Raw genomic sequence first — 26,048 nt, 5'->3', positions numbered from 1 at the left:
CATGACCAATCGCATCATCGCCGTCGTCGGCTCCGGATACATGGGTGGGGGAATCGCTCAGGTTCTCGCCCTTTCTGGTGCCCAGGTCCGCATCGCGGATATCTCCGAGGAGATCGCCGTCAAGAACTACGAGCGCCTCATCGAGGAGGCCGCGCAGTTCGTCGCTGACGGGCTGTTCCCCGCCGACGCTGTGGAACGCATCCGCGCCAACGTCTCGCCAGCCGCGTCGATCGAGGAGGCCGTCGCTGACGCCGACTTCATCGAGGAAGCGGTGCCGGAGAAGATCGAGATCAAGCACGCGACACTCAAGCGCATCAGTGATGCAGCGCGTCCTGACGCGATCATCGGCTCGAACACCTCAACGATCCTGATCGGGTCGCTCGCTGAGGCCGTGACCAACCCGGCCCGGTTCCTCGGCGTTCACTTCTCGAACCCGGCCCCGTTCATCCCTGGCGTTGAACTCATCCCCCACGAGGGAACCGACCCTGCGGCGATCGAGGTCGTCGAAGAAATCGTGAAGGCGACCGGCAAGGAGACGGCGCGGGTCAAGGACGCGACGGGCTTCGTGCTCAACCGCTTGCAGTACGCACTGTTCCACGAGGCGACCCAGCTCGTCGAAGAGGGCGTTGCAACCCCCGAAGACATCGACACGATCGTGCGGACCACCTTCGGCTTCCGCCTTCCGGTCTTCGGACCGTTCGCGATCGCCGACATGGCCGGCCTCGACGTCTACTCGTTCTGCTACGCCTCCCTGCAGACCCGCTGGCCCGAGCGCTTTGCGACTCCGGACTCGCTCAAGGAGCTCGTCGATGCAGGCAAGTTCGGCACCAAGACCGGTGCGGGCTACCTCGACGTACCCGCGGAACGCACTGCGGAGCTGATCGCCTACCGCAACAAGGCATACGTCGCCATCAAGAAGCTGATGGATGAGCTCGGCCCTGCCCCCATTCACCCCTCGAACTAACACGATCGGACCGGACATGGCAACACAGTTTCCCGAATCGCGCGCGGTCATCCTCACCGGTGCCGCGTCACCGCGTGGCATCGGCCGCGCATCAGCCCACTATCTGGCCGAGCAGGGCTGGAACATCGGCATCATTGACCTCGACGCGGATGCCGCGGCATCCGTTGCAGCGGAGATTGCGGAACAGCATGGTGTCGTCGCCGCTGGCGCCGGTGCGAATGTTGCCGACGACGCGCAGGTCCGTGCCGCTTTCGACTCGCTCGAGGCTGCGCTGCCCCAGGTCATCGCGCTCGTGAACCTCGCCGGCGTATCCTCACCGGTGCCGTATCTCGAGGTGACGAACGAGGAGTGGAACCGGGTCCTGGGCATCAACCTGAACGGCGTCCACTTCGCCACACGGCGCGCCGTCGAATCCATGGTGAAGAACGGCGTCGGCCGGGTCGTCAACCTCTCGTCGGTCTCGGCCCAGCGCGGCGGAGGCACCTTCAGCAAGACGGCGTACTCCGCGGCGAAGGCCGGCGTTATCGGGTTCTCTCGCAGTGTCGCTCGCGAGCTCGGAAAGGACGGGATCACGGTCAACGTCATCTCCCCCGGCCCCATCGACACCGACATCATGGGCGGAACCCTCACGGACGAACGCAAGGAAGCCATGGCATCCGACGGCGTTCTCCCGCGCATCGGCACACCGCGCGACATTGCCGCCGCCATCTCCTACCTCATCAGCGAGGACGCCGGATACGTGACGGGTCAGACCCTGAACGTTGACGGCGGCCTCTACATGCACTGAGGCCGGGATCATGACGGGAGCAACAGGACCCTGGTCCAAAGGCCGCATCCTTTTCCTCGCCCTCGGGATCATTCTCGTTGGAGTGGGAATCTGGTTGCTCGCACCGAGCATCTTCGGCTGAGCACTCCACCGCCCCCGCGTGCCGCGCGCGGGCTACATCGAATAGACCTCAAAGGAGAGCAGTTTGTCCGCGCTAAACCCCACTGCCGGCATTGATCCCAATGCCCACAGCCCGGCGCTCAAGTCGGCGATTTCAAAGGCGGCTCGGCACCTCATGCCGATGCTCGTCATCCTCTACTTCGTTGCGTTCCTCGACCGCACGAACATCGGCTTCGCGGAAGATGCCCTGTCGATGGACCGTGGGATTTCCCAGGGAGCGTTCGCGCTCGGTGCGGGAATCTTCTTCATCGGCTACGCGATCTTCGAGATCCCGAGCAACTTGCTGCTGAAGAAGTTCGGAGCGCGCTTCTGGCTTGCCCGGATCGCGATCACGTGGGGCATCGTCGCCGCGGCGTTCGCCTTCACCACGAACGACACGATGTTCATCATCCTGCGGTTCCTCCTCGGTGTCACCGAGGCCGGGCTGTTCCCCGGTGTCATCATGTTCCTCGCGGAGTGGTTCCCGAACAAGGTCCGCGTGCAGATGTTCGCTATCTTCTACCTGGCACAGCCGTTCTCCCAGATGCTCGGGGCACCGCTCAGCGGCGGCCTGATCAGCTTCGGTGACACCCTGACGCCGTGGCACGGCTGGCAGGTGATGTTCTTCGTCGAGGGCATGTTGGCGGTGGTCGCCGGTATTGCCGCGCTCTTCTTCCTTGTGAATAGTCCGCAAAAGGCGAAGTTCCTCAACCAGGAGGAGAAGGATGCCTTAACCGAGGTCATGGCGAAGGAAGACGCTGTACGCACCGAAGACGGCCCCTCCGGCATCTGGCGCGCGATGTCGAACTGGAAGGTCTGGTACTTCACCCTTATTTACTTCTGCCTCCAGATCGCGGTTTACGGCACCACGTTCTACCTCCCGCAGCAGGTCTCCGGACTGATCGGTCAGGATGTCGGTTGGCAGGTTGGTCTTGTGTCGGCTATCCCGTGGCTGGTCGGTCTGTTCGCCTGCTACCTCGTGGGCAAGAACGCGTCGACCATTAAGTTCCGTCGCAATTGGGGCACGCTGTTCTACATCTTCACCGGTCTCTCGATCTTCGGCTCGGCCTGGGCTGGCGCGAACAACCTGCCGGTCGTTGGCATCCTGTTCATCACACTTGCGGTCGCCAGCTTCCTCTCGGTTGGTCCGATCACCTGGTCGTACCCGACGGCGTTCCTCACCGGAACGGCGGCGGCCGCCGGAATCGGCCTGATCAACTCGCTGGGTAACCTCGGTGGATTCGTCGCACCCATTATGCGTACGAGCTTCAACGAGACCGCACCCACCGAGAGTGGAATCTGGGGCATCGTCTCGCTCGGTGTGTTCGCGTTCCTCGCGGCCGCGATGATGTACTGCACCCGGTTCTTCAAGGCGCGTGCTGATGCGCTCCTCGAAGAGGCTCCTCCGGGACACTAGCTGCACGGCAAGCCGGGTCGGGTCCTCAGGGACCCGGCCCGGTTTTCGTTGGGCGGATACTCGCTCAAGCCGCCGCTCGAGCCGGTGCCGCGGCGCCGGGAGGAAATACCGGGGGTCCACCGACAGTAGCGGCGCCGACCCCCTGATCCGCCGCCCGAAACAACAATCCCTCAGGGCGAAGGAGATTCAGCGCGTGTGCGCGTCCGATCGCGACCGCGACCGCACCTTCTCGATGTGTTCCCGCATGGCCCCGGCGACAGCATCCGGGTCGCCGGTGCGGAACGCCTCGATGATGTGCGTGTGCTCGTTGACGGCATCCTCGGCGTCGGTGACGCCGCTCAGCACCGTTTGGCGCATGCGGTGCACCCTCGTCGAGATGACTTCGGACATGTCGATGAGGAACTGGTTGTTCGTGCCCTCGAAAATGAGGTGGTGGAAGTTCCAGTCGACCGCGAAATACTCGCGCAGCAAAGCCACCGAGAGGGCGCCACCTTGGGCCGCCGCACGCACGCGCTTGGTCACCTTCCGGTGCTCCTCGAGCGCTGCCTCGAGCAGAGGAACCAGTTCGTCGGAATGACGTGCCGCGAGCGCCGCGGCTCCGCCCTCGAGCACGATCCGGGTATCGAAGAGCGACTCGAGCTGTCCGTCAGTGATCTGCGGAGCGACCCGGTAGCCCTTGAGCGGCTCCCTCGTCACGAGGCCCGTGCGCTCCAGCTGGACGAGTGCCTCGCGCACCGGAGTGGGCGACACATTGAGGTCGCGGGCGATCGCGTCGATCGAGAGTCGGGTGCCGGGGGCGACGGACTGGCTGACGAGCATGTCAAGCACGAGGTCATAGACACGGTCCCTGAGCCCTTTGCGCTCAATCACCCCCGCCTGTCCGAGCGGGTAGGTGGATTCAGGCATTGGCTCTCCTCGACGTTCCGTTCTCGAGAGTACCAGCGCCGTGGGGTGCCTTCGCGGCATCCGCTGCTTCGTCGAGGATGACGCGCACGGCGTCGGGATCGTGAGCGAACCGTCCGAGGAACAGGCCATCGACGCTCTGGGCGATGTGACCGAGGAGGCCGGGGCCTGCGCTTCCGCCGTAGATCACTACCGACCCCGGGAAGTCGGCGAGCGAACTGACGTACTCGCGCAGCGCGGAGCAGACCATGCGGATGTAGTCGGCCGACGCCGGTTCCGGCGCACCGATCGCCCAGTGCGGCTCGTACGCAACGATGACCCGGCCGTGGTGGCCGGCGGTGCGGCTGGGTTCAAGGGCCGAGGCGATCTGGGCCGTGCAGTCAGCGATGGCGTCCTCCGCGGTCGAGCGCACGGCTTCGCCGATACAGAGCACGGCATCGAGCCCGTTGCGCAACGCCGCATCGGTTTTCGCCGCGACAACCTCGGCTGTTTCGCCAAACAGACGCCGCCTCTCGGCGTGCCCCACCTCCACCACGCGGCAACCCATTTCGGCGATCTCAGCCCCGCTCACCTCTCCGGTATACGCGCCGCTGTCCTCGGTGCTGAGGTCTTGCGCGCCAACCAGCGCGACCGCGCCGAACGCATCGATGGCAGCAGGAACCGACAGGAAGGTCGGGATGACGAAGAGCTCGACGGTTCCGTCGGCGATCGCCGGGTGGTTCCCGGCGATCGCGGCGACGTCGCGGCACCAGGCCACGGTGCGAGCGTGGCTGAAGTACATTTTGTGGCTCACCCCGATCAGGAATCGAGGTGAGCCGGCCGGCGGCATCAGACGCCTTCGTAGCTGCGGATCTCCTGCACCTTGTCGTTGGAGGCACTCGACTCGTCGAAGGTATAGGTCAGCCACTCGCGCACGAGGCGTCGAGCGAGTTCGAGCCCGACGACGCGCTGGCCCATGCACAGCACCTGCGCGTTGTTCGAGAGCACGGCGCGCTCAACGGAGTATGGGTCGTGGGCCGTGACGGCGCGCACTCCGGGGACCTTGTTCGCCGCAATGGCGACGCCGAGTCCGGTCCCGCACACCAGGAGGGCGCGGTCGGCCTCACCTCGAGCTACCATTTCGGCTGCCGCTATCGCGATCGTCGGATAGTTGGTGTGACCATCGGCGTTCACGCCAACGTCGGTGACGGATGCCACGAGGTCGCTGCCCTCGAGGTCCGCTTTCAGCCGTTCCTTGTACTCGAATCCTGCGTCGTCAGAGCCGACGACGATACGAAGTGCGCTCATGTTGTGCTCCTGTTCGTGGGTAAATCAGAGAACGGATGCCGTGGGCAGGACACCCTGCACCGCCGCCGCGATCATCGCGAGTGAAACCGCACCGGGATCCGCGACCCCGAGCGCCTTGTCACCGTGCGATCGGGCGCGGCCCATCCCTGGCATCATGTCGGTGGTGCCGTCCGCTGCGTCCTGTGCGGCAGTTGCCGCGGCCGACCATGCGGCGGCAAGACTATCGCCGGAACCAATACGTTGGCTGAGCGTCTCGGCGAAAGGCACGAGCGCGTCGACCATGGTCTTGTCGCCAACCTTCGCCTTACCGAAATCCATGACGGCATTACTGGCGCCGACGAGTCCATCGGCAACGGCGTTCGCCGTGACCGGTGCCGTGTTACCGAGCCGCTCGCCGACGGTGCGGAGGATGACCGCCCAAATCGCGCCGGAGGTACCACCGGCCCGGTTCGACCACTCATCCGCCGCCGAAGCGAGCACACTCTGGGCGCCGGCCCCGTTCGAGTGCGCGGAGCGGGCAGCGGCGAGCGCGGCGTGTGAGCCGCGCTTCATCCCGATACCGTGGTCGCCGTCCCCGGCGATCGCGTCGATGCGGCCGAGTTCTTCTGCGTTCGCGTCGATGACCGAGACGATCGCCTCGAGCGCAGTGACAACCACTGCAGCAGCACGCCTGGACTCGTCGCTCGCGTCGGGGATGACCTCCTCGGCAACCGAGTCGTCGATCTCGTCCCGTTCAACCTGCGCAGTGCTGTCGACAGAACCCGTGCGGAACGCGGGGGTGTCGGCAGAGGCGCGCCACAGGGTCTCGAGCTCGTCGTCGAGCCAGAGCAGGGTGAGCGAGACACCGGCCATGTCGAAACTGGTGCAGAACTCGCCGACGTGCGGATCGACGATCACGGCACCGGCATCCTCCAGCAACGTGGCGATGCGGTCGAAAACGACGTAGAGCTCCTCGTTCTTCACCGAGCCGAGGCCGTTGAGGATGGGAACCACCCGCGCACCCGACACGCTGACGCCGTCGGGAATCTCAGCGGGGTCGAGGAGGCGATCGACGAAGAGTTCCGCGAGGCCGTCTGCGCTGGGGATGTCAACCTCGTCGATGCCAGGCTCACCGTGGATGCCGAGACCGATGGCCATCCGTCCCTCCGGCACGGTGAACAGCGGTTCGGCGGCTCCCGGCAGCGTGCATCCGGTGAAGGCGACACCCATCGTGCGTGTGCGATCGTTCGCGAGGATGGCGGCTCGCTCGACGCCATCCATGTCGTACCCGGCCGCGGCAGCGGCGCCGGCGGCCTTGAACACCGTGAGGTCCCCTGCGATCCCCCGGCGCTTCTCCTGCTCGCCCGCTGGTGCGCTGAAGATGTCGTCCGTCACCGTCACGGTCCTGCAGTCGATGCCGTCGGCACGGAGCTTGTCCTGCGCCTCGGTGAAGTGGAGAACGTCGCCGGCGTAGTTGCCGTAGCTCAGCAGGACGCCCCTGCCCTGTTCGCTCGCGCGAGCGACCGATTCGACCTGCCGCGCGGACGGCGATGCGAACAGGTTTCCCATGGCGGCCCCGTGTGCCAGACCGTGACCGACCAGGCCGCCGAACGCCGGGTAATGGCCTGACCCGCCGCCGATCACGAGGGACACCGTCGGTTCTTCCGAGCGGGTCGAGCGGGTGACCCCTCCTGACACCCGGCGGACCCATCGCGCGTTGGCGCGAGCGAATCCATCGGTCATTTCGTCTGCAAAGTTCTCGGGTTCGTTCCAGAGCCTGGTCATGTGTCTTCCTCGACGTTGAGTGTGTGGTTCGACTAATCCTATAGGATATTTCCGGTCGTGTCGATGGGTCTCAGCTACGCGACTTGCCGACGAAAACCGACCGTCATTCGGTCCGATCGGGTGCGATGACCCGGATCACCGCGGAATCATCGGCGGCACCGAGACCCTGCGCCTGGCCAAGCAGGAACAGCTGTTCGGCTGCCGCAGCGACCGGTGCCGGCAGCCCGGCGGCACGCGTTGCCGCGCCGACAATGCCCAGGTCCTTGACGAAAATATCGAGCCTGCTCAACACCTCCGCGCCGTCCTCGTCGTACGCTTCCAGCATCCGCGGTCCGCGATTCGAGAGCATGAAGGATCCGGCCGCGCCCGCCTCGAGGGCCGCCAGGGCCTTGCCCGGATCGAGACCAAGCGCGTCAGCGAGGGCAAGCGCCTCAGCCGCAGCCGCAATGTGGACACCGCACAACAACTGGTTGACGGTCTTCATCGCCTGCCCGTCCCCCGGCTTGTCGCCCACCACCGTGAGCGTCGACGCGAGCAGGTCGAGGACCGGACGAGCGCGCTCGAGCGCCTGGGGCGACGCCCCGACGACAATGAGCAAATCGCCCTGCCCGGCCCGAACCGGACCGCCCGACAGCGGCGCATCGACAAGCTCGACCCCACGCTCGGCGAGCCGATCGACGGTCGCCGGAATGGCATCCGCCCCGATCGTGCTGGTGAGGATCACGATGCTTCCGGGCCGAAGCACCTCGGCGACGCCATCGGGCCCGAAGAGGGCACTGTCGAGCTGCTCGCCGTTTCTCACCGCGATCAGCACGATATCCGCGCCGCGCGCAGCGTCAGGTGCCGAGTCGAAACAGGTCACGCCCCGCTCCGCGGCGAGCGCCATCCGTGCCGGATCGAAGTCGAAGGCCCGCACTGACAGGCCGCTGGCGAGTCGCGTCGCCATCGGCAGCCCCATGGCCCCGAGACCGAGAATGGCCACGGTGTCAGGGGCGGATGCCTGGGGTGTCGTCGTCATGCGGATCTCCTGTCAGCGCCGTTGCGGGTCACACCCGCGGTGGATGTGTCCGACATCTTATATATTTGGCGCTGTCACCCGGAACGGACCGAGGCGGTTCCGGAGCGGCAGTGGAGCCACAGCGCCGGGGTGACCGGCAGTATCAGCGGGGAGCAGCAGATGAGCGACACACCGAACGCGCCGGCGGGCCGCACGATGCAGGAACTCTCGACGGGACTCCCCGCGCCGCTGACCATCCCTGACGCACGTCGGAGGATTCGCGAGGCCAACGAGTCAGGCAACCGCTGGGTGATCGTGCTCGACGACGACCCGACCGGAAGCCAGACCGTTCACGACACCCCGGTGCTGACCAGCTGGGACGCCGATGACCTCGAGTGGGCGTTCGACCAGCCAGGCCACGGGTTCTTCATCCTCACCAACTCCCGCGGGTTCAACGACGACGAAGCCCGCGAACGGGTATCAGAGGTCGCCAGAGCGGTCGAGCGGGAAGCCAGGAGGCGAGGCGCTGAGATCGCGCTGATCGCGCGCGGCGATTCCACCCTCCGTGGGCACTACCCGCTCGAAACAGACGTGCTCATCGAGCAGGCGGCAGCCACGGGGACGCCGTTCAACGCTCTCCTCCTCGCTCCTGCCTATTTCCCGGCGGGACGGGTAACCGTGGGAGACGTGCATTACGTCGGCACCGGGAACACGTTCGTTCCGGTCGGACTCTCGAACTACGCGAAGGATGCCACGTTCGGCTTTTCGGCATCGACCCTTCCCGAGTACATCGAGGAAAAGACGGGTGGTGCGATCGCGGCGACGGATGTGATCAGCATCGGTCTCGAGGACATCCGTGAGGGTGGCCCCGAGCGGGTGCGCGACATTCTCCTGGGCTGCACCGACGCCCAGCCGGTCGCGGTCAACCTGCTCGATGAGGCCGACCTCGACGTCGTCGTGCTCGGGCTGTTGCTGGCAGAAGAACAGGGAGCCAGGGTCCTGACCCGCTGCGGGCCGTCGTTCCCGGGAGCGAGGCTCGGCATCGCCGCCCGCGAGCCGCTCACCCACGACGAGATCTTCGCCGGGGGCGAGCGTCCTGGCCACGGACTCGTCGTTGTCGGGTCGCACGTCGAGCTCACCACCCGCCAGGTCGCGCACCTGCAGTCCGAGGTCACCGACATCGAGACAGTTGTCCTCGACGTGCCGCGACTGCTCGACCCGGAAGGCACCGGCCCCGAACTCGCGCGGGTCGCTGAGGCGCTGATCTCGGCGCTCGGCCGCACAGACGTCGTCCTCGCCTCGAGTCGCGAACAGATCACCGGCGACTCCGGTCATTCCAGCCTCGTGATCGCGCAGACGGTCTCCGCGGTGCTCGTCGCACTCACGGAAGTCGCCGTCAGTGATGCGACGCCAGCGTGGGTGATCGCCAAGGGCGGCATCACGTCGAGCGATGTTGCCACGGGCGGTCTGAAGATCCGACGGGCAATGGTGGCCGGCCAGCTGTTCCCCGGCATCGTCTCGGTCTGGCTTCACGTCGGGGAGGACAACCCGGCCCTGAGTGGGCTTCCTTACGTCGTCTTCGCCGGCAATGTTGGCGCGGACGAGACCCTGGCCGAGGCCGTCAAGATCCTCCGCGGCGACGCTCGCGCCTGACGCACGGGCGCGGCCGATCGGTTACGCCGGTGCGTGTGCCTCGAGGAAACGGTAGACCTCCACCTGGTCGACGCCCGGAAACGTTCCCGTCGGCAGCGCCGCGAGCAGACTCGTCGGCGTCCGCGCCGCGGGCCAGGACTGGTGTTCCCACTTCTCGGCGAGCTCGCTCGGTGCGCTCTTGCAGCAGCTCTCGTCCGGGCAGCTGGACCGCGACCGGTTGGCCGTCTCTCGCCCACGGAACCACTTCACGTGCTCAAACGGCACCCCGACGGTCACCGAGTAATCGCCCTCCTTGGCCTTCTCGATCCGCGACGTGCACCAGTACGTGCCGTTCGGGTTGTCGGTGTACTGGTACCAGGGGCTGAACCGGTCTTCAGCAGCGAAGACGGTGAACGCAGTCCACTTGCGACAGACGGTCGTCCCCTCGACCGCGCCGAGGGCATCCGTCGGGTGCTTCACACCGTCGTTGGAATACGCCTTCACGATCGTGCCCGATTCGTGGACCTTGGTGAAGTGCACGGGGATGCCGAGGCGTGCGGTGGCGAGGTTGGTGAAGCGGTGCGCCGCGGTCTCGTAGGAGACGGCGAACGCGTCGCGGAGATCCTCCATTGAAATCCGGCGGAAGTTCTTCGCCTCGGTGAGGAACCGGACGGCATCCGACTCCGGCAGGAGGATCGCCGCCGTGAGGTAGTTGGTCTCGACCCGCTGTCGGAGGAAGTCGGCGTAACTCGTCGGCTCCAGGTGACCGAGCACGTGGCTGGCGAAGGCCTGCACAACGGGCGAGCGCGAGTCGCGGGATGCCGACTGCGACGTGGGCAGGTAGATCCGGCCGTTGCGTGAATCGGTCACCGACCGGGTCGAGTGCGGCAGGTCACCGACGTAGTGCAGCGTGAACCCGAGGTGGTTGGCCATGTCCCCGACGAGCTGCTGTGACACCGGGCCGCCGGTGTGCCCGACGGCGGCGAGCAGCTGCTTCGCCTGCGCCTCGAGCTCGGGGAAGTAGTTGTCTTTCGCCCGCATCGTCGCCCGCAGTGAGGCGTTCGCTCGCCGGGCCTCCTCCGGGGTCGCCGCCCGTTCCCGATGCAGCCGCTCAACCTCGGTGGCGAGCGCCAGGATCGTGCGCAGCGTGTCATCGCTGTGGCCCTTCGACACCCGGATCGGGTCGATGCCGAGCGCGGAGAAGACCGGGCCGCGCTGGGCCCGCTCGAGAGCGATCTCGAGCGCCGCCCGTTCGCTCGGGGCCTCATCGCACAGAAGATCGTCGGTAGTTGTGCCGAGGGCCGTCGCGATCTGGCGCAGCATCGAGAGCCTCGGCTCCCGCTTGCCGTTCTCGATCGTTGACACCTGGGACGGAGCGCGGTCGATCGCCGCCCCCAGCTGCTCGAGCGTCATTCCGCGGGCAACGCGCAGCGAACGGATGCGACGCCCCAGCAGGAGGGCGTCGACGGTTCCCTCGTCGGACTCGGGAGTGGCGAGAATTCGTGGGTCAGCTGCGGTGCTGGTCATGGTGTCATCGTCGCATTCGGCGGTCCTTTCGACAACCAGAAGAATCGCGCTTTTTCTGCGGACTTTTCCGGGTCGGGCGCCTGGCGGCGCACGCAGACTCTCTGTACGACCTCCGAACCACGGCTCTTCGAAGCCGGTTCGGCCCACGACGAAGGAGCACAACGATGAGCACCGACAACACCCGCTCAGGTGACCAGACCCAGACCGCGGCAGAGCTGCAGCTCGAGTGGGACGCGAACCCCCGCTGGGAAGGTGTCCGCCGCGATTACACGGCCGACGAGGTCGTCGCGCTCCGCGGCAGTGTCCGTGAAGACGCCACCCTCGCCCGCCGCGGTGCCGAGAACCTGTGGAACCTGATCCACTCAGAAGAGTGGGTGCCGGCCCTCGGCGCGCTCACCGGCAACCAGGCTGTGCAGCAGGTGCGCGCCGGCCTCAAGGCCATCTACCTCTCCGGCTGGCAGGTCGCCGCAGACGCGAACCTCTCCGGACAGACCTACCCCGACCAGTCGCTCTACCCGGCCAACTCGGTGCCGAGCGTCGTCCGCCGCATCAACAACGCCCTGCTCCGCGCCGACCAGATCGAGTTCGCCGAAACCGGGACCACCACCGTGGACTGGCTCGCCCCGATCGTCGCCGACGCCGAGGCCGGATTCGGCGGGCCGCTCAACGCTTACGAGCTGATGGCATCCATGATCTCGGCCGGCGCGGCCGGCGTGCACTGGGAAGACCAGCTCGCGAGCGAGAAGAAGTGTGGCCACATGGGCGGCAAGGTGCTCATCCCGACTGGGCAGCACATCCGCACCCTCAACGCTGCTCGGCTCGCCGCCGACGTTGCCGGCGTGCCGAGCGTGATCATCGCCCGAACCGACGCCCTCGCGGCGACGCTGCTGACGAGCGACGTCGATGAGCGCGACCGTCCGTTCCTCACCGGAACCCGCACCGCCGAGGGCTTCTACGAGGTGAACAACGGCATCGACACCGTCATCTCCCGTGGTCTCGCCTACGCCGAGTACGCCGACCTGCTCTGGGTCGAGTCGGCCGAACCTGATCTCGAACTTGCTCGTAAGTTCGCCGAGCGCATTCACCAGGACTTCCCCGGCAAGAAACTTGCCTACAACTGCTCGCCGTCGTTCAACTGGAAATCCCACCTCGACGACGCTCAGATCGCGACGTTCCAGAAGGAACTCGCAGGCATGGGCTACGCCTTCCAGTTCATCACGCTGGCTGGCTTCCACGCACTGAACCACTCGATGTTCACGCTCGCTCAGGACTACAAGAACCGCGCCATGAGCGCATACGTCGAACTGCAGGAGGCCGAATTCGCCTCGGAAGCAGACGGCTACACCGCGACGAAGCACCAGCGCGAAGTGGGCACAGGCTACTTCGACCGGATCGCGACGGCCCTGAACCCCACGAGCGCCACCCTCGCGCTCGTCGGTTCGACCGAAGAAGACCAGTTCCACTAACCACTTTTCCGCCCGGCCGCTCGCGACAGTGCGCGGCCGGGCGACTCCCGAAGGGATTCCACCATGAACACACTGCTCGCCGAGCACGGCACGACAACGACCACACCGACCACCTCCTCCACGCCCACCGGCCCTCGCATCGAGGTCATCGGCAGGCTGCACGAACGATTCGACGAGATCCTCACCCCCGAGGCACTGCGGTTCCTCGCCGAGCTTCACCAGCGCTTCGCCGGCCCGAGGCACGACCGGCTCGCCGACCGCATGCGCCGGCGGTTCGAGATCGGCAACGGCCGTGACCCGAAGTTTCGCGATGACACCGCATCGATCCGGGCGGATGCCACGTGGCGCGTCGCCGGCGCGGGGCCGGGCCTCGAGAACCGTCGCGTCGAGATCACCGGTCCCACCGACCGCAAGATGACCATCAACGCGCTCAACTCGGGTGCTAACGTGTGGCTCGCCGATCAGGAGGACGCCACAAGCCCGACCTGGGCGAACGTCATCGGCGGACAGATCTCGCTGTTCGACGCGATCCGTCGGCAGATCGACTTCACCAGCCCAGAGGGTAAGGAATACACGCTCACCACGGGCGAGACCCCGACGATCGTGATGCGACCGCGCGGCTGGCACCTCGTCGAGAAGCACCTTCGGTTCGTTGACTCCGCCGGTCACTCCATGGCGGCATCCGGAAGCCTCGTCGACTTCGGCCTGTATTTCTTTCACAACGCGCAGGCGCTCATTGACTCGGGCCGCGGGCCGTACTTTTACCTCGCCAAGCTCGAGTCGAGTGAGGAAGCCCGCCTCTGGGACGATGTGTTCACGTTCTCGGAGCAGCGTGCAGGCATCCCGCACGGAACCATCCGAGCGACGGTGCTCATCGAGACCCTGCCCGCTGCGTTCGAGATGGACGAGATCCTCTACGAGCTGCGTGACCACTGCGCCGGGCTCAACGCCGGCCGCTGGGATTACATCTTCTCGATCATCAAGAACTACCGCGGCCGCGGTGCCCGGTTCGTTCTGCCCGACCGCAGCGAGGTGACGATGACCGTGCCGTTCATGCGGGCATACACCGAACTGCTCGTGAAGACCTGCCACAAGCGGGGCGCGCACGCCATCGGCGGAATGAGCGCCTTCATTCCGAACCGTCGCGACCCCGACGTGACCGCCCGCGCGATCGAGAAGGTCTCGGCAGACAAGAGGCGCGAGGCCGGCGACGGTTTCGACGGCACCTGGGTCGCTCACCCCGACCTGATCGAGACGGCTCGCGGTGAGTTCGATGCCGTCCTCGGCGAGCGCCCGAACCAGCTCGACCGGCAGCGCGACGATGTCGAGGTGACCGCGGCGCAGCTGCTCGATGTGCACATCGGTCGTGCGGTGACGGATGCCGGGCTTCGCGACAACGTGTCGATCGGCGTTCGGTATCTCGAATCGTGGCTCCGCGGCGTCGGCGCTGCGGCGATCGACAACCTGATGGAGGACGCGGCGACGGCCGAGATCAGCCGCTCACAGATCTGGCAGTGGATTCATCAGGACGTTCGCACCGACGACGGCGCCCCGATCACCCGTGACCGGGTCGAGGAGATCCTCACCGAGCTGCTCGACTCGGTCGACAGGTTCGACGGCGACCGGTTCGACGATGCTGCGGAGGTGTTCCGCGATGTCGCGCTGAAGGACGAGTTCCCGACGTTCCTCACGGTGGGTGCGTACTCGAGGTACCTCGTCGACCTGGCCTGACGGCATCCGCGTCGCCCCTGACAAACGGTCCCCGCACGCTCGTGCGGGGACCGTTGTGCGATCGCCGAAGAAAACTTTGGGAGCGATGGAACCTTTCGTGGCGTGCCGGACACTACAGGTATGAGTATTCCCCTGAGCGACGCTGACGAGTGGCGCGCTGTCGTGGCCGGAGACGGCGAGGCCTTCGCCCGCATCTTCGACAGGCACAGCCAGCGCGTCTACCGCCACAGCCTCGCGATGGTACCGGCGATTGACGACGCCCAGGATGTCGTCGGGGTCACTTTTCTTGAAGCGTGGCGCAAGCGCGGTGACGTGCGTTTTGTGAACGGGTCACTTCTGCCCTGGCTTCTCGTGACCGCATCCCACTCGTCGAAGAACATCTCGCGGGCGGCCCGGCGCTACCGGAACCTGCTCGAACACGTTCCCCGCCCCGACCCGCAGGCTGGACCCGAGCTGATGCTCGACGACGGCGCCGCGATGACGGCGCTCCGTGACCTCGGGACTCACCACCGCGACGTTGTCGCCCTCTGCGTCATCGAGGGCTTCAGCGAAGCCGAGGCCGCCGAGGCCCTCGGTGTTCCGGTCGGAACCGTGAAGTCCCGGCTGCACCGGGCCAAGAAGACACTGGCCAGTCGCCTTCGCCGGGACGTCACCCCTGAACTGCTGGCTCCGGCGACAAACCGGGCCGCCGCATCCGCCACCCATAACACCGCCTCCGCTTCGATCGAAATGAGTGATTCCCGATGACCTCCCTCGGCACCGAACAATCCAGCGCCCTCCGACGCATCCTCGTCGACACCGTCGAGCACCCTGTGTCCCCTCAGCCACCCAGACGACCTCTGATCGCCGGCCTCATCGCGGTGCCGCTCGCGGCCGCGCTCGTCGTCGGCACCGTCGTGTTCGGCCCCAGCCCGGACGCCGCCCAGGCGTCGGAGGCGCTGCGGAACGCTGCGGACCGGACGATCAGCGCGTCGGACCCGGTGGTTGGCGAGGGCCAGTACCTGAAGATCACCACCGAGGAGGCGTTCCTGGCCTACGAGATCGCCGCGGACGGCGAGTACTCGGCGTACCGGTCGACCTCGGTGTCCGAGGTCTTCGTTCCTGCGAGTCCCGGAGACAGTTGGGTACAGCGGGTAACCGCGCAGCCGGCCACGGAGTTCTACGGTGAGGCGTCGCGCGCGGCAGCCGCGCGTGACTGGGCAAACACGGTTGAGAACGGGGTCGTCCGAATCACCCGGGATTCCGATGGAGACTTCGTCCACGCCCGGGAACTCGGCGGCGAGGTCGACGAGCCCGTTGTGCCGAGCGACCCGGAGGATGCCCTGGCGTTCCTTCACGAGATGCCGTACGGCGACGGCACCGACGCGGGTGCTCTCTCGTACGCCGCACAGCTGCTCCGCGACGGCACGATGGCGGCGGAACAGCGCTCCACGCTGTACCGCGCCCTGGCGCTGCTGCCCGGCATCCGCATCACCGACGGCAACGCTGCCCTGAACGGGCGCATCGGCATCGCATTCAGCATCGACTCCGACACCACGGTCCCGGAGATCATCGTCGACCCGGACACCGGCCAGTTCATCGGCGAACGCTCACTCACTCCTGCTGCGCAGGATGCCGTACCTGCCGGAACCGTGGAGTATTACACCGCCGTGACGACAACGGTGGTCGACGAGGCGCCGTAGGCGATCCGCGCCGCCGGCGTCGACCTCGCCTGACGGCATCCGTTCGCTTCCAGTGGCGCGATTACGTCTTATGGAGCCTTCATTCGACGTAATTGCGCGACTGGAAGGCGGAGGCAATCCAGGAAACGGGGGCCTTGACGAGTTACTTGCTTTTTGCAAGCATGGCTCCTGACGGTGACCGTCACCGCCGGAACGTCAAAGGAGACATCATGACCGACATCTTCGTCAACCTCCCCACAACGGACCTTGAGCGCTGCAAAGCGTTCTATTCGGCCCTCGGCTGGACAATCAATCCGCAGTTCACCGACCAGAACGCCGCGTGCGTCGTTGTCGACACGAACATCTACTTCATGTTCCTCACGCATGAATTCTTTTCCACATTCACCGACAAGCAGATCATCGACACCACCACTTCGGCGCAGGCCTCAACCGCATTCAGCCGGGAGAGCCGTGAAGCAGTGGACGCCATGATGGAGAAGGGGCTCGCGGCGGGGGGAACGGAACCGCGCGCCGCCCAGGACTACGGGTTCATGTACTCACGTGACCTCGAGGACCCGGACGGCAACATCCTCGGATTCCTCTACATGGAACCCGCTGCCGTCGAGAAGGGGCCAGAAGCGTATATGGCAGAACAGGGCGTCGAGGCCTGAAGCGCGCCGCGCCATGACAGCTCGCAATTACGGTCAGAACAGCGGCCTGGTGAGTGCGCTCGAGCTGGTCGGCGAACGGTGGGCGCTGCTCATCGTTCGCGACCTGCTCGTCGGCCCACGCCGCTACACCGATCTCAAGGCCGGGCTGCCGCGCATTCCCACCAACATCCTCAGCACCCGGTTGAAAGAGCTGCAGGAGGGCGGCGTCATCCGCCGCGCCCCGCTCCACCACTCGGTGGTGTACGACCTCACCGATGCCGGCCGTGAACTCGAGCAGGTCGTCCTCGCACTGAGCCGGTGGGGGCTCAGCGCGGCGGGCGAACCGGCCGACGACGACGACATCATCACCACGGAATCGCTGACCCTCGATCTTCGATCGGTGTTCCGAACGGATGCCGCCAGCGGCTACGAACCGACGGCGTACGGTGTGCGGGTGGGTGGCGTCCACGTCACCGCCAGGGTGGACGGTCCGACGCTCGACATTTCACCGGGCGCCTCGGGTGCGATCGACGCCGACCTCGATTTCGCAGCGGGTCACGGCATCCGTTCGGTGATCACGGGCGAGGTGACGGCGGACGCGGCGATCGAGCGGGGAATCGTGCGGATCCTCTCCGGCAACGCGGCGCTGATGGACCGCTTCGCTGCAACCTTCACGGCCGCACGGCAGGCGGTACCCTTCTAGGGTGAGCACAACACCGAGACTCTCCACCAAGATTTCCGCCATCGCCGAGTCAGCCACGCTGAAGGTCGACTCGAAGGCCAAAGCGCTGCAGGCCCAGGGCCGCCCCGTGATCAGCTACGCCGCTGGCGAGCCCGACTTCGGGACGCCACAGCACATCGTCGACGCCGCGATTGCCGCCGCGAGCGACAAGAAGAACCACAGGTACACGCCGGCAGCTGGCCTGCCCGACCTGCGCGAGGCCATCGCCGCGAAGACCCTCCGCGACTCCGGTCTCGCCGCGAGCGCGAGCCAGGTGCTCGTCACCAACGGCGGCAAGCAGTCCGTCTACGAGGCGTTCCAGGTGCTGCTCAACCCGGGCGACGAGGTCATCGTGCCGACGCCGTTCTGGACCACATACCCCGAGGTCATCGCCCTCGCCGACGGTGTCGCCGTCGAGGTGTTCGCGGACGCATCGCAGGGCTACCAGGTCACCGTCGAGCAGCTCGAGGCCGCGCGCACCGAGCGCACCAAGGTGCTGCTGTTCGTGTCGCCATCGAACCCGACCGGTGCCGTGTACTCGCCCGAGCAGACGAAGGCCATCGGCGAGTGGGCGCTCGAGCACGGGCTCTGGGTCATCACCGACGAGATCTACCAGAACCTCACCTACGACGGCGTGAAGGCCCTGTCGATCGTCGAGGCGGTTCCCGCTCTCGCCGAGCAAACCCTGCTCGTCAACGGTGTCGCGAAGACCTACGCGATGACCGGCTGGCGGGTCGGCTGGACCGTGGGACCCGCGGATGCCATCAAGGCGCTGTCGAACCTGCAGTCGCACCTCTCCGGCAACGTCAACAACATCGCCCAGCGTGCCGCGATTGCCGCGCTCACCGGGCCGCAGGACGACGTCGAGACCATGCGACTGGCATTCGATCGACGCCGCAAGCTCATCGTCTCCGAGCTCAATAAGATCGACGGCTTTGCCGTGCCGACCCCGCAGGGCGCGTTCTACGTCTACGCGGATGTGACGGGGCTGCTCGGCAGGGAGTTCGGCGGAGTCACGCCGACGACCTCGCTCGAGCTCGCTGATCTCATGCTCGATCAGGCCGAGGTCGCCGCCGTGCCCGGTGAGGCGTTCGGCCCGTCGGGGTACCTGCGCTTCAGCTACGCGCTCGGTGACGACGCACTGCTCGAGGGCGCCCAGCGGCTGCAGAAGCTGTTCGGGTAGGCGCACCGCCGACGGGTGAACATCCGCCGAGAACATCACTTCCGGTCGAGAACATCCCGCGCAACTGATGCGCTCGACCGCAAGTGATGCGTTCGGCGCAGCCCCCGCCTAGAACTCGACGTTCACAAACACCGGCTCGGGCTGCAGCACAACGCCGAACTCCGCACCGACGCGCATCTGCACGTAGCGCGCGAGCGCGGCGATCTCATCGGCCGTCGCCCCACCCGTGTTGGTCAGGGCGAGCGTGTGCTTGCTCGAGATTGCGGCGCGCGAGCCCGGCAACCGGAACCCGCGACGGATGCCCGAGCGTTCGATCAGCCAGGCGGCGGAGAGCTTGACCCGTGCGTCATGCTCGAGCGACGGGCGCGGGACCTCGCCCGTCCACTCACCGAGGGGGATGACGACCGCGTCGTCTGCGTCGTCATCCGCGATCGGCCAGCGCGGGGCGTCCGACGGCAACGACCGGGCAAACGACTCGGAGACGATGGGGTTGGTGAAGAAGGATCCGGCGCTTGAGGTGTCAGGGTCTGCCGGGTCGAGAACCATGCCCTTCGACCGGCGAAGCTCGAGCACGGTGCGCCGCACGTCGGCGATCGGGAGCCGGGTGCCAAGCTCAACGCCGAGCGATGAGGCCAGCTGCGGGTACGCGACAGGAGCGCTCAGCCCGCCGGCATCCGTCAGTTCAACGTCGATCGACACAACAACACCGTCACGGACCGGCGCCTCCCCGCCGTGCCGCTTGAGCACTGACGTGCGATAGCCAAGGCCCAGTTCGGATGCCGGCACGCGGACGAGGTCGCCGTGCTCACGGTCGAGCAGTTCGACGGCGATGAGGCTCGCCGACAGTTCCTGCCCGTACGCGCCGATGTTCTGGATCGGGCCGGCACCGCACGATCCGGGGATGCCGCTCAGCGCTTCGATTCCGGCGAGGCCGCGATCGACGGCATAGGCGACGAGGTCGTCCCAGCTCTCGCCGGCCTCCACCCGGAGCAGCACGCGCCCGTTCGCGGCACCGACCTGTTCGATACCCCGCGTCGCGACGCGAATGAGGGTGCCGTCGTAGCCATCGTCGCCGACGAGCACATTGGAGCCGCCGCCGAGCACGAACGGATCGTCGCCCTCGTCCCAGACTGCGGTGACGGCGCGAAGAAGCTCGTCGCGGGTGGTGGCGGTGACCGTGTGCGCGGCGGGTCCACCGACCCGGAGGGTCGTCAGTTCAGCGAGTGTCGTCATCGGCGGTTATCCGAGCGCAACGCGCGCCTGGGCCTTGCCGAGGACAGTCTTGCCGTCGAAGCTCACCGTGAGGTCGACGCGCGCAATACCCGGCTCGATCGCACCGATCTTCGCGACCACAGTGACGAGGGCGCCATCCTGCGCGTCGACGATGACCGGCCGGGTGAATTTCACCGCGTAATCAACGACGCGAGCGGGGTCGCCAACCCAGTCGACAACCGGCTGAACGGCGAATCCCATGGTCAGCATGCCGTGGGCGAGAACACCGGGCAGCCCAACGGATGCCGCAACATCGTCGCGGTAGTGAATCGGGTTGAAGTCTCCGGATGCTCCGGCGTACCGAACGAGCGAATCGCGCGTCAGCGGGAACTCGCGTTCGGCGATCACGTCACCGACGGTGAGCTGGTCAAGGGTCGGGGTACTCATTCGTCACCTCGCACAACAAGGGTGGATGTCGCCGTGACGACGTGGGCTCCCGAGGCATCGACCATGGTGGACTCAGCGGTCACCATGGCGTGCGGGCCCAGGGTTTTGACGCTCGTCACCGCGAGCGTCGCCGTGAGTTCGTCGCCGGCTACAACGGGCCGGGAGAAGCTGAACCGCTGGTCGCCGTGGACGACCCGCGAGAAGTCGATGCCGGCATCCGGTTCGCTGAGCAGTTGAGCGAGTGTCTGCTCCTGCACAACGACGGGGAAGGTCGGCGGAGCAACGACGTCTGCGTGACCGGCTGCGCGCGCGGCATCCGTGTCGAAGTGGATCGGGTTCGTGGCGAACACGGCTTTCGCGAATTCGCGAATCTTCTCGAGCCCGACGAGATATGGCGGGGCCGGCGGGAACACGCGACCCTGAAGTTCGGGGTTTACTGGCACCCGCCCAGCCTACCCGGGCGCGGCTTCGTCCGGCCGCTCACGGGCATAACCTGCGGCCCCGCCGGGGTTCCGCGAGGGGTACCGGCCGTGAGGCGGAATTCGGCCCGGCGGGCCGGCAAATCAACAGCCGAGGAGACAGGGCGCAGAAATAGAGACCGCCGAGTCGGAGGTGGAACCGTTCCGCCCGATCTCGCTAGGTCCGGCTGCTGCCAAGGAAGCAGCCGAGCACGTCCCCGATTCCACCCGACGTCTTTCCGCCTCCTCCGAGGAGCCCTCCGAGCACCTCGTGGATCCCGGCGCCGCTTTCCTCGGACGGCTTGTTGCCGCCAAGCAGGCCGCCGAGTACCCCACCGAAGCCGGTCGGTTCCTCCTTCGGCTTCAGCTGGCGCGGCTGCATCGGCTCGACAGGCTGCACGGTCCGGGTCGTCTGTTTGCGGTCCGAGAACTGCTTCGCGACGTAGCTCAATACGATCGGTGCAAGTAGCGGCAGCAGCTGACTGAAGACCGAACCGTCGGGCGCACGAGACTGCCCCGTCCCCGCGGAGAGCGTCGCGACGACCTGGTCCCTGTGCTCGCCGAAGATGTGCCTGACGATCTTTTCCCCGTCCGCGGGGTCGACCTCCTCGAGGTTGACCGGTCCGTCGACGAGAGCGGGCGAATGATCGGAGATCGCTTTCTCGAGGGATGCCGCGCCCGCCGGATCCTCAGCGTTCGTCTCGAGGGCGCTCACCAGGGCGGGCAGAGCCTCTTCGACGGCTGCGGATGCCGTGGATTCGTCGACACCGAGCCGGTTGGCAACCTCGGCTATCGGGATTCTGCCGAGCAGGTCATCCAGTGATGGCATGGTTTCTCCCCCTGTTGCGCGCCGCCCCCATCGTACGACTGGCAAAAGCGTACAGAGGGCCCCCCGACCACGATAGGGACTTCAGTGTGAACGGAGAACTTTCACAGTTCTCCGTTCACCCCCCCCCGTTCCCCGAATTCTCAGGGAAGCGCCTCTACTCTGGGGTGTGCTCGTGACGATTCCTCCCTCCCCGACTCCTCCGCCGTGCGTTCCGGACAACCGCGGCGCGGGACCGAGGGTCGTCCGATGACCGACGAGCTGCACCTGCCCGCCTCCGGACCCGTCGCACACCGAAGAAAGCCACGAGCGGGCGTCGTCGCGCTGCGGTGGCTCGGGTTCAGCCTGGTGCTCATCCTCGTTGTCTCCGGCGGTTACGTGCTCTACAACTACCAGCGCTTCGTCACGGGAATCACGCACATCGATGCCATCCCGCAGTCGACGGGTGATGACGCAGACGACGTCGATGGAAAGAGCCAGAACATCCTTCTCGTTGGCGACGATCACCGGCCAGCCGGGGCGTCGGATGAAGACCTGGCCAAGCTGGGGACCGAAGATGACGGCGGTGGCGTAAACACCGACACGATGATCGTGATGCACATCCCTGCGGACGGGTCCAAGGTCACCCTGCTCTCGTTCCCCCGGGACTCCTGGGTCGACATCCCCGGCCACGGTAAGAACAAGCTCAACGCCGCCTTCGGCCTGGGTGGGAACGAGGCGGCTGGTGCTCAGTTGCTCATCCAGACCATCCAGAACCTCTCGGGCCTCACCATCGACCACTTCGTCAGAGTCTCATTGCTGGGGTTTTACGAGGTGGTCGAGGCTCTCGGCCCGGTCGAGGTATGCCTGATCAACGCGGTCAAGGACCCGTACTCGACCGTCGATTTGCCCGCGGGCGTTTCGACACTCAATGCTCAACAGGCCCTGGCCTTCGTGCGTCAGCGCCATGGTTTGCCCAACGGCGACCTCGATCGTCAAGTTCGGCAGCAGTACTTCCTGTCGGTGGAGGCGCGCAAGATGCTGTCGGCGGGCACCCTCCTCAACCCGGCCAAACTTCAGAAGGTACTCGACGCGGTGTCCTCGTCGATCGAAATGGATCCCGGCCTCAACCTGATCGATCTGGCCGCCCAGCTTCGCAACCTGAAACCGGACAACATCGAGTCCGCCACGATTCCCGTCCTTGGCATCCCGACGATCAAGGTTGGCCGACAGAAGCTGTCCGTCGTGGAGATCGACCATGCCGCGATGCCCGAATTCATCGCCGGAGTGACCGGAGTGCCGACCCCGTACGGTGCTGCGGTCGCCGCAGCACCGTCGGAGACGACGATCAAGGTCCTCAACGGTGCTGGCATCTCCGGGGTCGCACAACGGAACACCGATGCCCTCGCGGCCATCGGGTTCATCGTCACCGAGCCTGGTTCTGGCACGATGATTCCGAAGACGACGATCACGTATCCCGCGGGCCAGGAAGCGCAAGCCAAGGCGCTCTCGAGCTACTACCCGGGAGCGTCGGTCGTTCAGTCCGAATCCGCAACGGTCGTCACGCTCACCGTCGGTGCCGACAACCCGACGTTGACCGACCCGAACGTGCCAGTAGCTCCGCCAAGCGAGGCGCCCGTGGACCCGACGCCGACCCCCACCCCGACCAACTCTCCCCAGAGTTTCGGCGAAACCGCCTGCATCAACTAGCGGTTCGCGCCGGCTGGCGCGAGCACCGCGAACGACTAGCGCGAGCGAAGCACTTTCACCGTCATCTGCACGGCGATGGCAACGAGGAAGATCGCGAACAGCACGGATGAGAGCGCGGGCGAGATAACAGCGGCAACAGCGGCCCCGGCGGCCGTGGTCGTGCAGGCGGCAACGCCGATCGCGGCGGCGGCCGGCAGGTCGACGTTGCCCCGCCTGAAGTTCCCGATGGTACCGAAGAGCGCCGTTGGGATGATCACGGCGAGCGATGTGCCCTTTGCGACGAGGTCACTCGCGCCGAAGAGAAGGATGAGCAGCGGCACAATCACGACGCCACCACCGATGCCGAGGAGACCGGAAAGGACGCCAGTGCCAAGGCCGAGCACGACGAGCCCCGCTCCGCTGAGCACGGTGATCTCAACAAACGCATCACGCGACGGTGTGACGAGGAACAGTGTCGCGATCACGACGAGAAGAAACCCGATGAAGAGCCAGGTCACGACCCGCCGCGGAATTCGGTTGAGCAGCCGGATGCCGATCTGGGCTCCGACGACGCTGCCGACGATCAGGAGAAGCGCGACGATCCAGTCGACGGATCCGCTGAGTGCGTAGCTGAGCACACCAACGGATGCCATCGGCACGATCGCGGCGAGCGATGTGCCCGCGGCGATGCGCTGGTCAAGCGCGAGCAGGAGCAGAAGAGCGGGAACAATCAGGATGCCGCCACCAACGCCGAAGAGGCCGGACAGGAACCCTGCGGCGAGGCCGATGAGGACAAGCCAGGCCCAGTGTCCTCGCGTTCGTGGCTGTGGCATCCGTCTCCCCTTCGCGGCCCAAACGGCCGAGAAAGAACCTACCAGCCGCCACACCGCCATCGACCTGGCTGGCAGGCCGTGTGAAAGCGCTGCGAGCTCGGGCCGCAGCGCACGCCCGGGGTCCCGGCTAGTGCCAGAATTGGAGGAGGCGCGCTTGGTGCGGGCCTCGAGGGGATTGAGGAACCGATGAAGGTCATTGCCGATATCGAAGTGTGTGTTGCCGCCGGAGTGTGCGCAGCCATCGCGCCCGACGTTTTCGACCAGGACGACGAGGTGGGCAAGGTCATTCTGCTGAACGCCAACCCGGGCGCCGATGAGCACGATGCCGTCCGTGACGCCGTCCTCAGCTGCCCGTCGGCAGCACTGAGGCTCGTCGAAGAGTCGTGAGCGACGCCCCTCCCTCTCATGTCGTCATCGTCGGGGCGTCGGCCGCTGGGCTGACCACCGCCGCAGCACTCCGCCGCAACGGGTACGACCGCGAACTGACCCTCGTCGACAGTGAACGCCACACGCCGTACGACAGGCCGCCCCTCGCCAAACAGCTGCTCACCGGCGAGTGGGCGCCCGAACGCATCGCGCTGAAAACCGACGCCGACCTCGAGAACCTGGGGGTGAGCATCCGTTCGGGTGTCACGGCGACGGCGCTCGAGGTTGGGCGTTCGCTTGTGTCGTTGTCGGATGCCACGGACCTTGCGTTCGATCGCCTCGTCGTTGCGACCGGCGTGACACCACGGGTGCTGCCGGATTCGACGCACCTCGCGGGAGTTCATACCCTTCGAACCCTCGACGATGCGCTCGGGCTGAAGGAAGAACTCGTCGCCGGGCGGCATCTCGTGATTGTCGGCGGTGGTTTTCTCGGCACGGAGGTCGCGGCGGCTGCCGTCGGGCTCGGACTCGACGTCACCCTGGTGAACGCGCTGCCGACACCGCTCGAACGCGGGCTTGGCCCGGCGATCGGTGCCGAGGTGGCCGCCCTGCATCGGCTTCACGGTGTCGAGCTGCGGACCGGAGCTGCGTCCGCGGTGCGCTCGCTGGTGTCAGCGGGCGGCCGGGTGACCGGCGTCGAGTTTGCCGACGGTTCCCGGCTGGGGGCGGATATCGTTTTCGTCGCGATCGGGGCGACCCCGGCGATCGGCTGGTTGGCCGGCAGCGGGCTGCGGCTCGGCGACGGGGTCGAGTGTGCGCCTGACCTGTCTGCGGCGCCCGGCGTTTATGCCGCCGGCGATGTGGCGCGCTGGGACAACCCGGCGTTCGACCAGTCGATGCGTGTCGAACACCGCACGAACGCGACCGAGCAGGCCGTGCACGTCGCGGGTCGATTGCTCGATGGAGCCCCGGATGCCTTCGCCTCGGTGCCGTACTTCTGGACCGACCAGTACGACCTCAAGCTGCAGGTGCACGGGTGGATCAAGGGGTATGACGAGGTGCGGATCCTCGAGGGTTCGCTCGTCGAACGCCGGATGATTGCCGTGTTCCGCCGGGGTGACCGGGTGGTCGGCGCACTCGGCGTCGGCGCCGCGAAGGCGCTGCGCCAGTGGCGGCAGCTCATCGTCGACCGCACAGCCTGGGCGGACGTCGTCGGGGGCTGAGGCTCCGCGGGCGGGTCGTGCGTGCGCCGTGCTGGTGCGCACCTTTGCACGGCCAGAAACGGCCGTCCGCCCCGCGGACACCGCTGCTCGGACGGAAACGGTCACGTTTCGCGCCCAAACCCAGCCATTTGCGACCGAGCGCGGGTCCGTGCAGCCATTTGCGACCGAGCGCGGGTCCGTGCAGCCC

At 66.5% G+C, this 26,048-nt stretch carries 25 protein-coding genes; 14 read left to right on the top strand and 11 right to left on the bottom strand.

What is annotated here, in order from left to right:
* Window position 1 precedes the first annotated feature (1 nt).
* The 3 genes from AC1C2M_RS08095 to AC1C2M_RS08085 all read left to right on the top strand — a co-directional run bounded on the left by AC1C2M_RS08095 (window position 2) and on the right by AC1C2M_RS08085 (window position 3,306).
* On the top strand, window positions 2–964 hold the full coding sequence (locus tag AC1C2M_RS08095; RefSeq protein ID WP_495432567.1) for a 3-hydroxyacyl-CoA dehydrogenase family protein: 963 nt from the start codon (window positions 2–4) through the stop codon (window positions 962–964).
* 16 nt (window positions 965–980) lie between these two features.
* A complete protein-coding gene (locus tag AC1C2M_RS08090) occupies window positions 981–1,751 on the top strand; it encodes an SDR family NAD(P)-dependent oxidoreductase (RefSeq protein WP_495435895.1) in 771 nt (256 codons plus the stop codon).
* A gap of 184 nt (window positions 1,752–1,935) precedes the next feature.
* Entirely contained in the window at window positions 1,936–3,306 is a 1,371-nt protein-coding gene (locus AC1C2M_RS08085; RefSeq protein ID WP_495435894.1) for an MFS transporter, read from the top strand.
* 186 nt (window positions 3,307–3,492) lie between these two features.
* Here the strand turns inward: AC1C2M_RS08085 and AC1C2M_RS08080 are convergent, their stop codons facing one another.
* The 5 genes from AC1C2M_RS08080 to AC1C2M_RS08060 all read right to left on the bottom strand — a co-directional run bounded on the left by AC1C2M_RS08080 (window position 3,493) and on the right by AC1C2M_RS08060 (window position 8,278).
* Entirely contained in the window at window positions 3,493–4,212 is a 720-nt protein-coding gene (locus tag AC1C2M_RS08080) for a GntR family transcriptional regulator (protein ID WP_495435893.1), read from the bottom strand.
* Window positions 4,205–5,002: a triose-phosphate isomerase family protein gene (locus tag AC1C2M_RS08075; RefSeq protein WP_495435892.1), complete on the bottom strand. Its 798-nt coding sequence runs from the start codon at window positions 5,000–5,002 to the stop codon at window positions 4,205–4,207. Before AC1C2M_RS08075 ends, AC1C2M_RS08080 begins: the two co-directional genes overlap by 8 nt.
* Before the next feature lie 35 nt (window positions 5,003–5,037).
* Window positions 5,038–5,496 carry a ribose-5-phosphate isomerase gene (locus AC1C2M_RS08070; RefSeq protein WP_483405238.1) on the bottom strand — a complete coding sequence of 153 codons (459 nt, stop codon included), beginning with the start codon at window positions 5,494–5,496 and terminating at the stop codon, window positions 5,038–5,040.
* Between the two features lie 24 nt (window positions 5,497–5,520).
* Window positions 5,521–7,260: a dihydroxyacetone kinase family protein gene (locus AC1C2M_RS08065; RefSeq protein WP_495435891.1), complete on the bottom strand. Its 1,740-nt coding sequence runs from the start codon at window positions 7,258–7,260 to the stop codon at window positions 5,521–5,523.
* Between the two features lie 103 nt (window positions 7,261–7,363).
* Window positions 7,364–8,278 carry an NAD(P)-dependent oxidoreductase gene (locus AC1C2M_RS08060; protein ID WP_495435890.1) on the bottom strand — a complete coding sequence of 305 codons (915 nt, stop codon included), beginning with the start codon at window positions 8,276–8,278 and terminating at the stop codon, window positions 7,364–7,366.
* A gap of 159 nt (window positions 8,279–8,437) precedes the next feature.
* Between AC1C2M_RS08060 and AC1C2M_RS08055 the strand changes: the two genes are divergently transcribed.
* Complete coding sequence (locus AC1C2M_RS08055) at window positions 8,438–9,910, top strand: four-carbon acid sugar kinase family protein (RefSeq protein ID WP_495435889.1); 1,473 nt, start codon at window positions 8,438–8,440, stop codon at window positions 9,908–9,910.
* A 21-nt stretch (window positions 9,911–9,931) separates the two neighbouring features.
* Here the strand turns inward: AC1C2M_RS08055 and AC1C2M_RS08050 are convergent, their stop codons facing one another.
* On the bottom strand, window positions 9,932–11,416 hold the full coding sequence (locus AC1C2M_RS08050) for a helix-turn-helix domain-containing protein (RefSeq protein ID WP_495435888.1): 1,485 nt from the start codon (window positions 11,414–11,416) through the stop codon (window positions 9,932–9,934).
* 164 nt (window positions 11,417–11,580) lie between these two features.
* Here AC1C2M_RS08050 and aceA point away from each other — a divergent pair, with 164 nt between their 5' ends.
* From aceA to AC1C2M_RS08015, 7 genes are all read left to right on the top strand, one after another.
* On the top strand, window positions 11,581–12,882 hold the full coding sequence (gene aceA, locus AC1C2M_RS08045) for an isocitrate lyase (RefSeq protein ID WP_495435887.1): 1,302 nt from the start codon (window positions 11,581–11,583) through the stop codon (window positions 12,880–12,882).
* A gap of 63 nt (window positions 12,883–12,945) precedes the next feature.
* Complete coding sequence (aceB, locus tag AC1C2M_RS08040) at window positions 12,946–14,613, top strand: malate synthase A (protein WP_495435886.1); 1,668 nt, start codon at window positions 12,946–12,948, stop codon at window positions 14,611–14,613.
* Window positions 14,614–14,733: 120 nt separating this feature from the next.
* A complete protein-coding gene (locus AC1C2M_RS08035; protein WP_495432559.1) occupies window positions 14,734–15,360 on the top strand; it encodes an RNA polymerase sigma factor in 627 nt (208 codons plus the stop codon).
* Window positions 15,357–16,295 carry a hypothetical protein gene (locus AC1C2M_RS08030; protein WP_495435885.1) on the top strand — a complete coding sequence of 313 codons (939 nt, stop codon included), beginning with the start codon at window positions 15,357–15,359 and terminating at the stop codon, window positions 16,293–16,295. The genes AC1C2M_RS08035 and AC1C2M_RS08030 overlap by 4 nt, the downstream gene beginning before the upstream one ends.
* 209 nt (window positions 16,296–16,504) lie before the next feature.
* Entirely contained in the window at window positions 16,505–16,945 is a 441-nt protein-coding gene (locus tag AC1C2M_RS08025; RefSeq protein ID WP_483405229.1) for a VOC family protein, read from the top strand.
* A 13-nt stretch (window positions 16,946–16,958) separates the two neighbouring features.
* Window positions 16,959–17,627: a winged helix-turn-helix transcriptional regulator gene (locus tag AC1C2M_RS08020; RefSeq protein WP_495435884.1), complete on the top strand. Its 669-nt coding sequence runs from the start codon at window positions 16,959–16,961 to the stop codon at window positions 17,625–17,627.
* Between the two features lies 1 nt (window position 17,628).
* Window positions 17,629–18,828 (top strand): pyridoxal phosphate-dependent aminotransferase, encoded by a 1,200-nt coding sequence (locus AC1C2M_RS08015; protein ID WP_495432554.1) that lies wholly within the window; start codon window positions 17,629–17,631, stop codon window positions 18,826–18,828.
* A 108-nt stretch (window positions 18,829–18,936) separates the two neighbouring features.
* Here the strand turns inward: AC1C2M_RS08015 and AC1C2M_RS08010 are convergent, their stop codons facing one another.
* The 4 genes from AC1C2M_RS08010 to AC1C2M_RS07995 all read right to left on the bottom strand — a co-directional run bounded on the left by AC1C2M_RS08010 (window position 18,937) and on the right by AC1C2M_RS07995 (window position 21,774).
* Window positions 18,937–20,061 carry a UDP-N-acetylmuramate dehydrogenase gene (locus AC1C2M_RS08010; RefSeq protein ID WP_495435883.1) on the bottom strand — a complete coding sequence of 375 codons (1,125 nt, stop codon included), beginning with the start codon at window positions 20,059–20,061 and terminating at the stop codon, window positions 18,937–18,939.
* Window positions 20,062–20,067: 6 nt separating this feature from the next.
* On the bottom strand, window positions 20,068–20,487 hold the full coding sequence (locus tag AC1C2M_RS08005; RefSeq protein WP_483405225.1) for a MaoC family dehydratase: 420 nt from the start codon (window positions 20,485–20,487) through the stop codon (window positions 20,068–20,070).
* Window positions 20,484–20,930 (bottom strand): FAS1-like dehydratase domain-containing protein, encoded by a 447-nt coding sequence (locus AC1C2M_RS08000; protein WP_483405224.1) that lies wholly within the window; start codon window positions 20,928–20,930, stop codon window positions 20,484–20,486. Before AC1C2M_RS08000 ends, AC1C2M_RS08005 begins: the two co-directional genes overlap by 4 nt.
* 193 nt (window positions 20,931–21,123) lie before the next feature.
* Window positions 21,124–21,774 (bottom strand): DUF937 domain-containing protein, encoded by a 651-nt coding sequence (locus tag AC1C2M_RS07995; protein ID WP_495435882.1) that lies wholly within the window; start codon window positions 21,772–21,774, stop codon window positions 21,124–21,126.
* A gap of 246 nt (window positions 21,775–22,020) precedes the next feature.
* Between AC1C2M_RS07995 and AC1C2M_RS07990 the strand changes: the two genes are divergently transcribed.
* Entirely contained in the window at window positions 22,021–23,460 is a 1,440-nt protein-coding gene (locus tag AC1C2M_RS07990) for an LCP family protein (RefSeq protein WP_495435881.1), read from the top strand.
* A 35-nt stretch (window positions 23,461–23,495) separates the two neighbouring features.
* On the opposite strand, the gene AC1C2M_RS07985 is transcribed toward AC1C2M_RS07990, so the two are convergent.
* The gene (locus AC1C2M_RS07985; protein ID WP_495435880.1) at window positions 23,496–24,332 is read right to left on the bottom strand and encodes a sulfite exporter TauE/SafE family protein; all 837 of its coding nucleotides are present in this window, start codon (window positions 24,330–24,332) and stop codon (window positions 23,496–23,498) included.
* Between the two features lie 126 nt (window positions 24,333–24,458).
* Here AC1C2M_RS07985 and AC1C2M_RS07980 point away from each other — a divergent pair, with 126 nt between their 5' ends.
* Window positions 24,459–24,659, top strand: coding sequence for a ferredoxin (locus AC1C2M_RS07980; protein WP_483405220.1), 201 nt, complete (start codon window positions 24,459–24,461; stop codon window positions 24,657–24,659).
* A complete protein-coding gene (locus AC1C2M_RS07975) occupies window positions 24,656–25,861 on the top strand; it encodes an NAD(P)/FAD-dependent oxidoreductase (protein WP_495435879.1) in 1,206 nt (401 codons plus the stop codon). Before AC1C2M_RS07980 ends, AC1C2M_RS07975 begins: the two co-directional genes overlap by 4 nt.
* Window positions 25,862–26,048 lie beyond the last annotated feature (187 nt).

This window comes from Mycetocola sp. Y444, assembly GCF_059445295.1.
Note: the sequence above shows the minus strand (reverse complement) of the source record. Positions and strands in the feature narration are given on the sequence as shown.

Coding starts and splice junctions, on each gene's coding strand:
- AC1C2M_RS08095 (WP_495432567.1), top strand. CDS start 2: ATGACCAATCGCATCATCGCCGTCGTCGGCTCCGGATACATGGGTGGG.
- AC1C2M_RS08090 (WP_495435895.1), top strand. CDS start 981: ATGGCAACACAGTTTCCCGAATCGCGCGCGGTCATCCTCACCGGTGCC.
- AC1C2M_RS08080 (WP_495435893.1), bottom strand. CDS start 4,212: ATGCCTGAATCCACCTACCCGCTCGGACAGGCGGGGGTGATTGAGCGC.
- AC1C2M_RS08070 (WP_483405238.1), bottom strand. CDS start 5,496: ATGAGCGCACTTCGTATCGTCGTCGGCTCTGACGACGCAGGATTCGAG.
- AC1C2M_RS08065 (WP_495435891.1), bottom strand. CDS start 7,260: ATGACCAGGCTCTGGAACGAACCCGAGAACTTTGCAGACGAAATGACC.
- AC1C2M_RS08060 (WP_495435890.1), bottom strand. CDS start 8,278: ATGACGACGACACCCCAGGCATCCGCCCCTGACACCGTGGCCATTCTC.
- AC1C2M_RS08055 (WP_495435889.1), top strand. CDS start 8,438: ATGAGCGACACACCGAACGCGCCGGCGGGCCGCACGATGCAGGAACTC.
- AC1C2M_RS08050 (WP_495435888.1), bottom strand. CDS start 11,416: ATGACCAGCACCGCAGCTGACCCACGAATTCTCGCCACTCCCGAGTCC.
- aceA (WP_495435887.1), top strand. CDS start 11,581: ATGAGCACCGACAACACCCGCTCAGGTGACCAGACCCAGACCGCGGCA.
- aceB (WP_495435886.1), top strand. CDS start 12,946: ATGAACACACTGCTCGCCGAGCACGGCACGACAACGACCACACCGACC.
- AC1C2M_RS08035 (WP_495432559.1), top strand. CDS start 14,734: ATGAGTATTCCCCTGAGCGACGCTGACGAGTGGCGCGCTGTCGTGGCC.
- AC1C2M_RS08030 (WP_495435885.1), top strand. CDS start 15,357: ATGACCTCCCTCGGCACCGAACAATCCAGCGCCCTCCGACGCATCCTC.
- AC1C2M_RS08025 (WP_483405229.1), top strand. CDS start 16,505: ATGACCGACATCTTCGTCAACCTCCCCACAACGGACCTTGAGCGCTGC.
- AC1C2M_RS08020 (WP_495435884.1), top strand. CDS start 16,959: ATGACAGCTCGCAATTACGGTCAGAACAGCGGCCTGGTGAGTGCGCTC.
- AC1C2M_RS08010 (WP_495435883.1), bottom strand. CDS start 20,061: ATGACGACACTCGCTGAACTGACGACCCTCCGGGTCGGTGGACCCGCC.
- AC1C2M_RS08005 (WP_483405225.1), bottom strand. CDS start 20,487: ATGAGTACCCCGACCCTTGACCAGCTCACCGTCGGTGACGTGATCGCC.
- AC1C2M_RS07995 (WP_495435882.1), bottom strand. CDS start 21,774: ATGCCATCACTGGATGACCTGCTCGGCAGAATCCCGATAGCCGAGGTT.
- AC1C2M_RS07990 (WP_495435881.1), top strand. CDS start 22,021: ATGACCGACGAGCTGCACCTGCCCGCCTCCGGACCCGTCGCACACCGA.
- AC1C2M_RS07985 (WP_495435880.1), bottom strand. CDS start 24,332: ATGGCGGTGTGGCGGCTGGTAGGTTCTTTCTCGGCCGTTTGGGCCGCG.
- AC1C2M_RS07980 (WP_483405220.1), top strand. CDS start 24,459: ATGAAGGTCATTGCCGATATCGAAGTGTGTGTTGCCGCCGGAGTGTGC.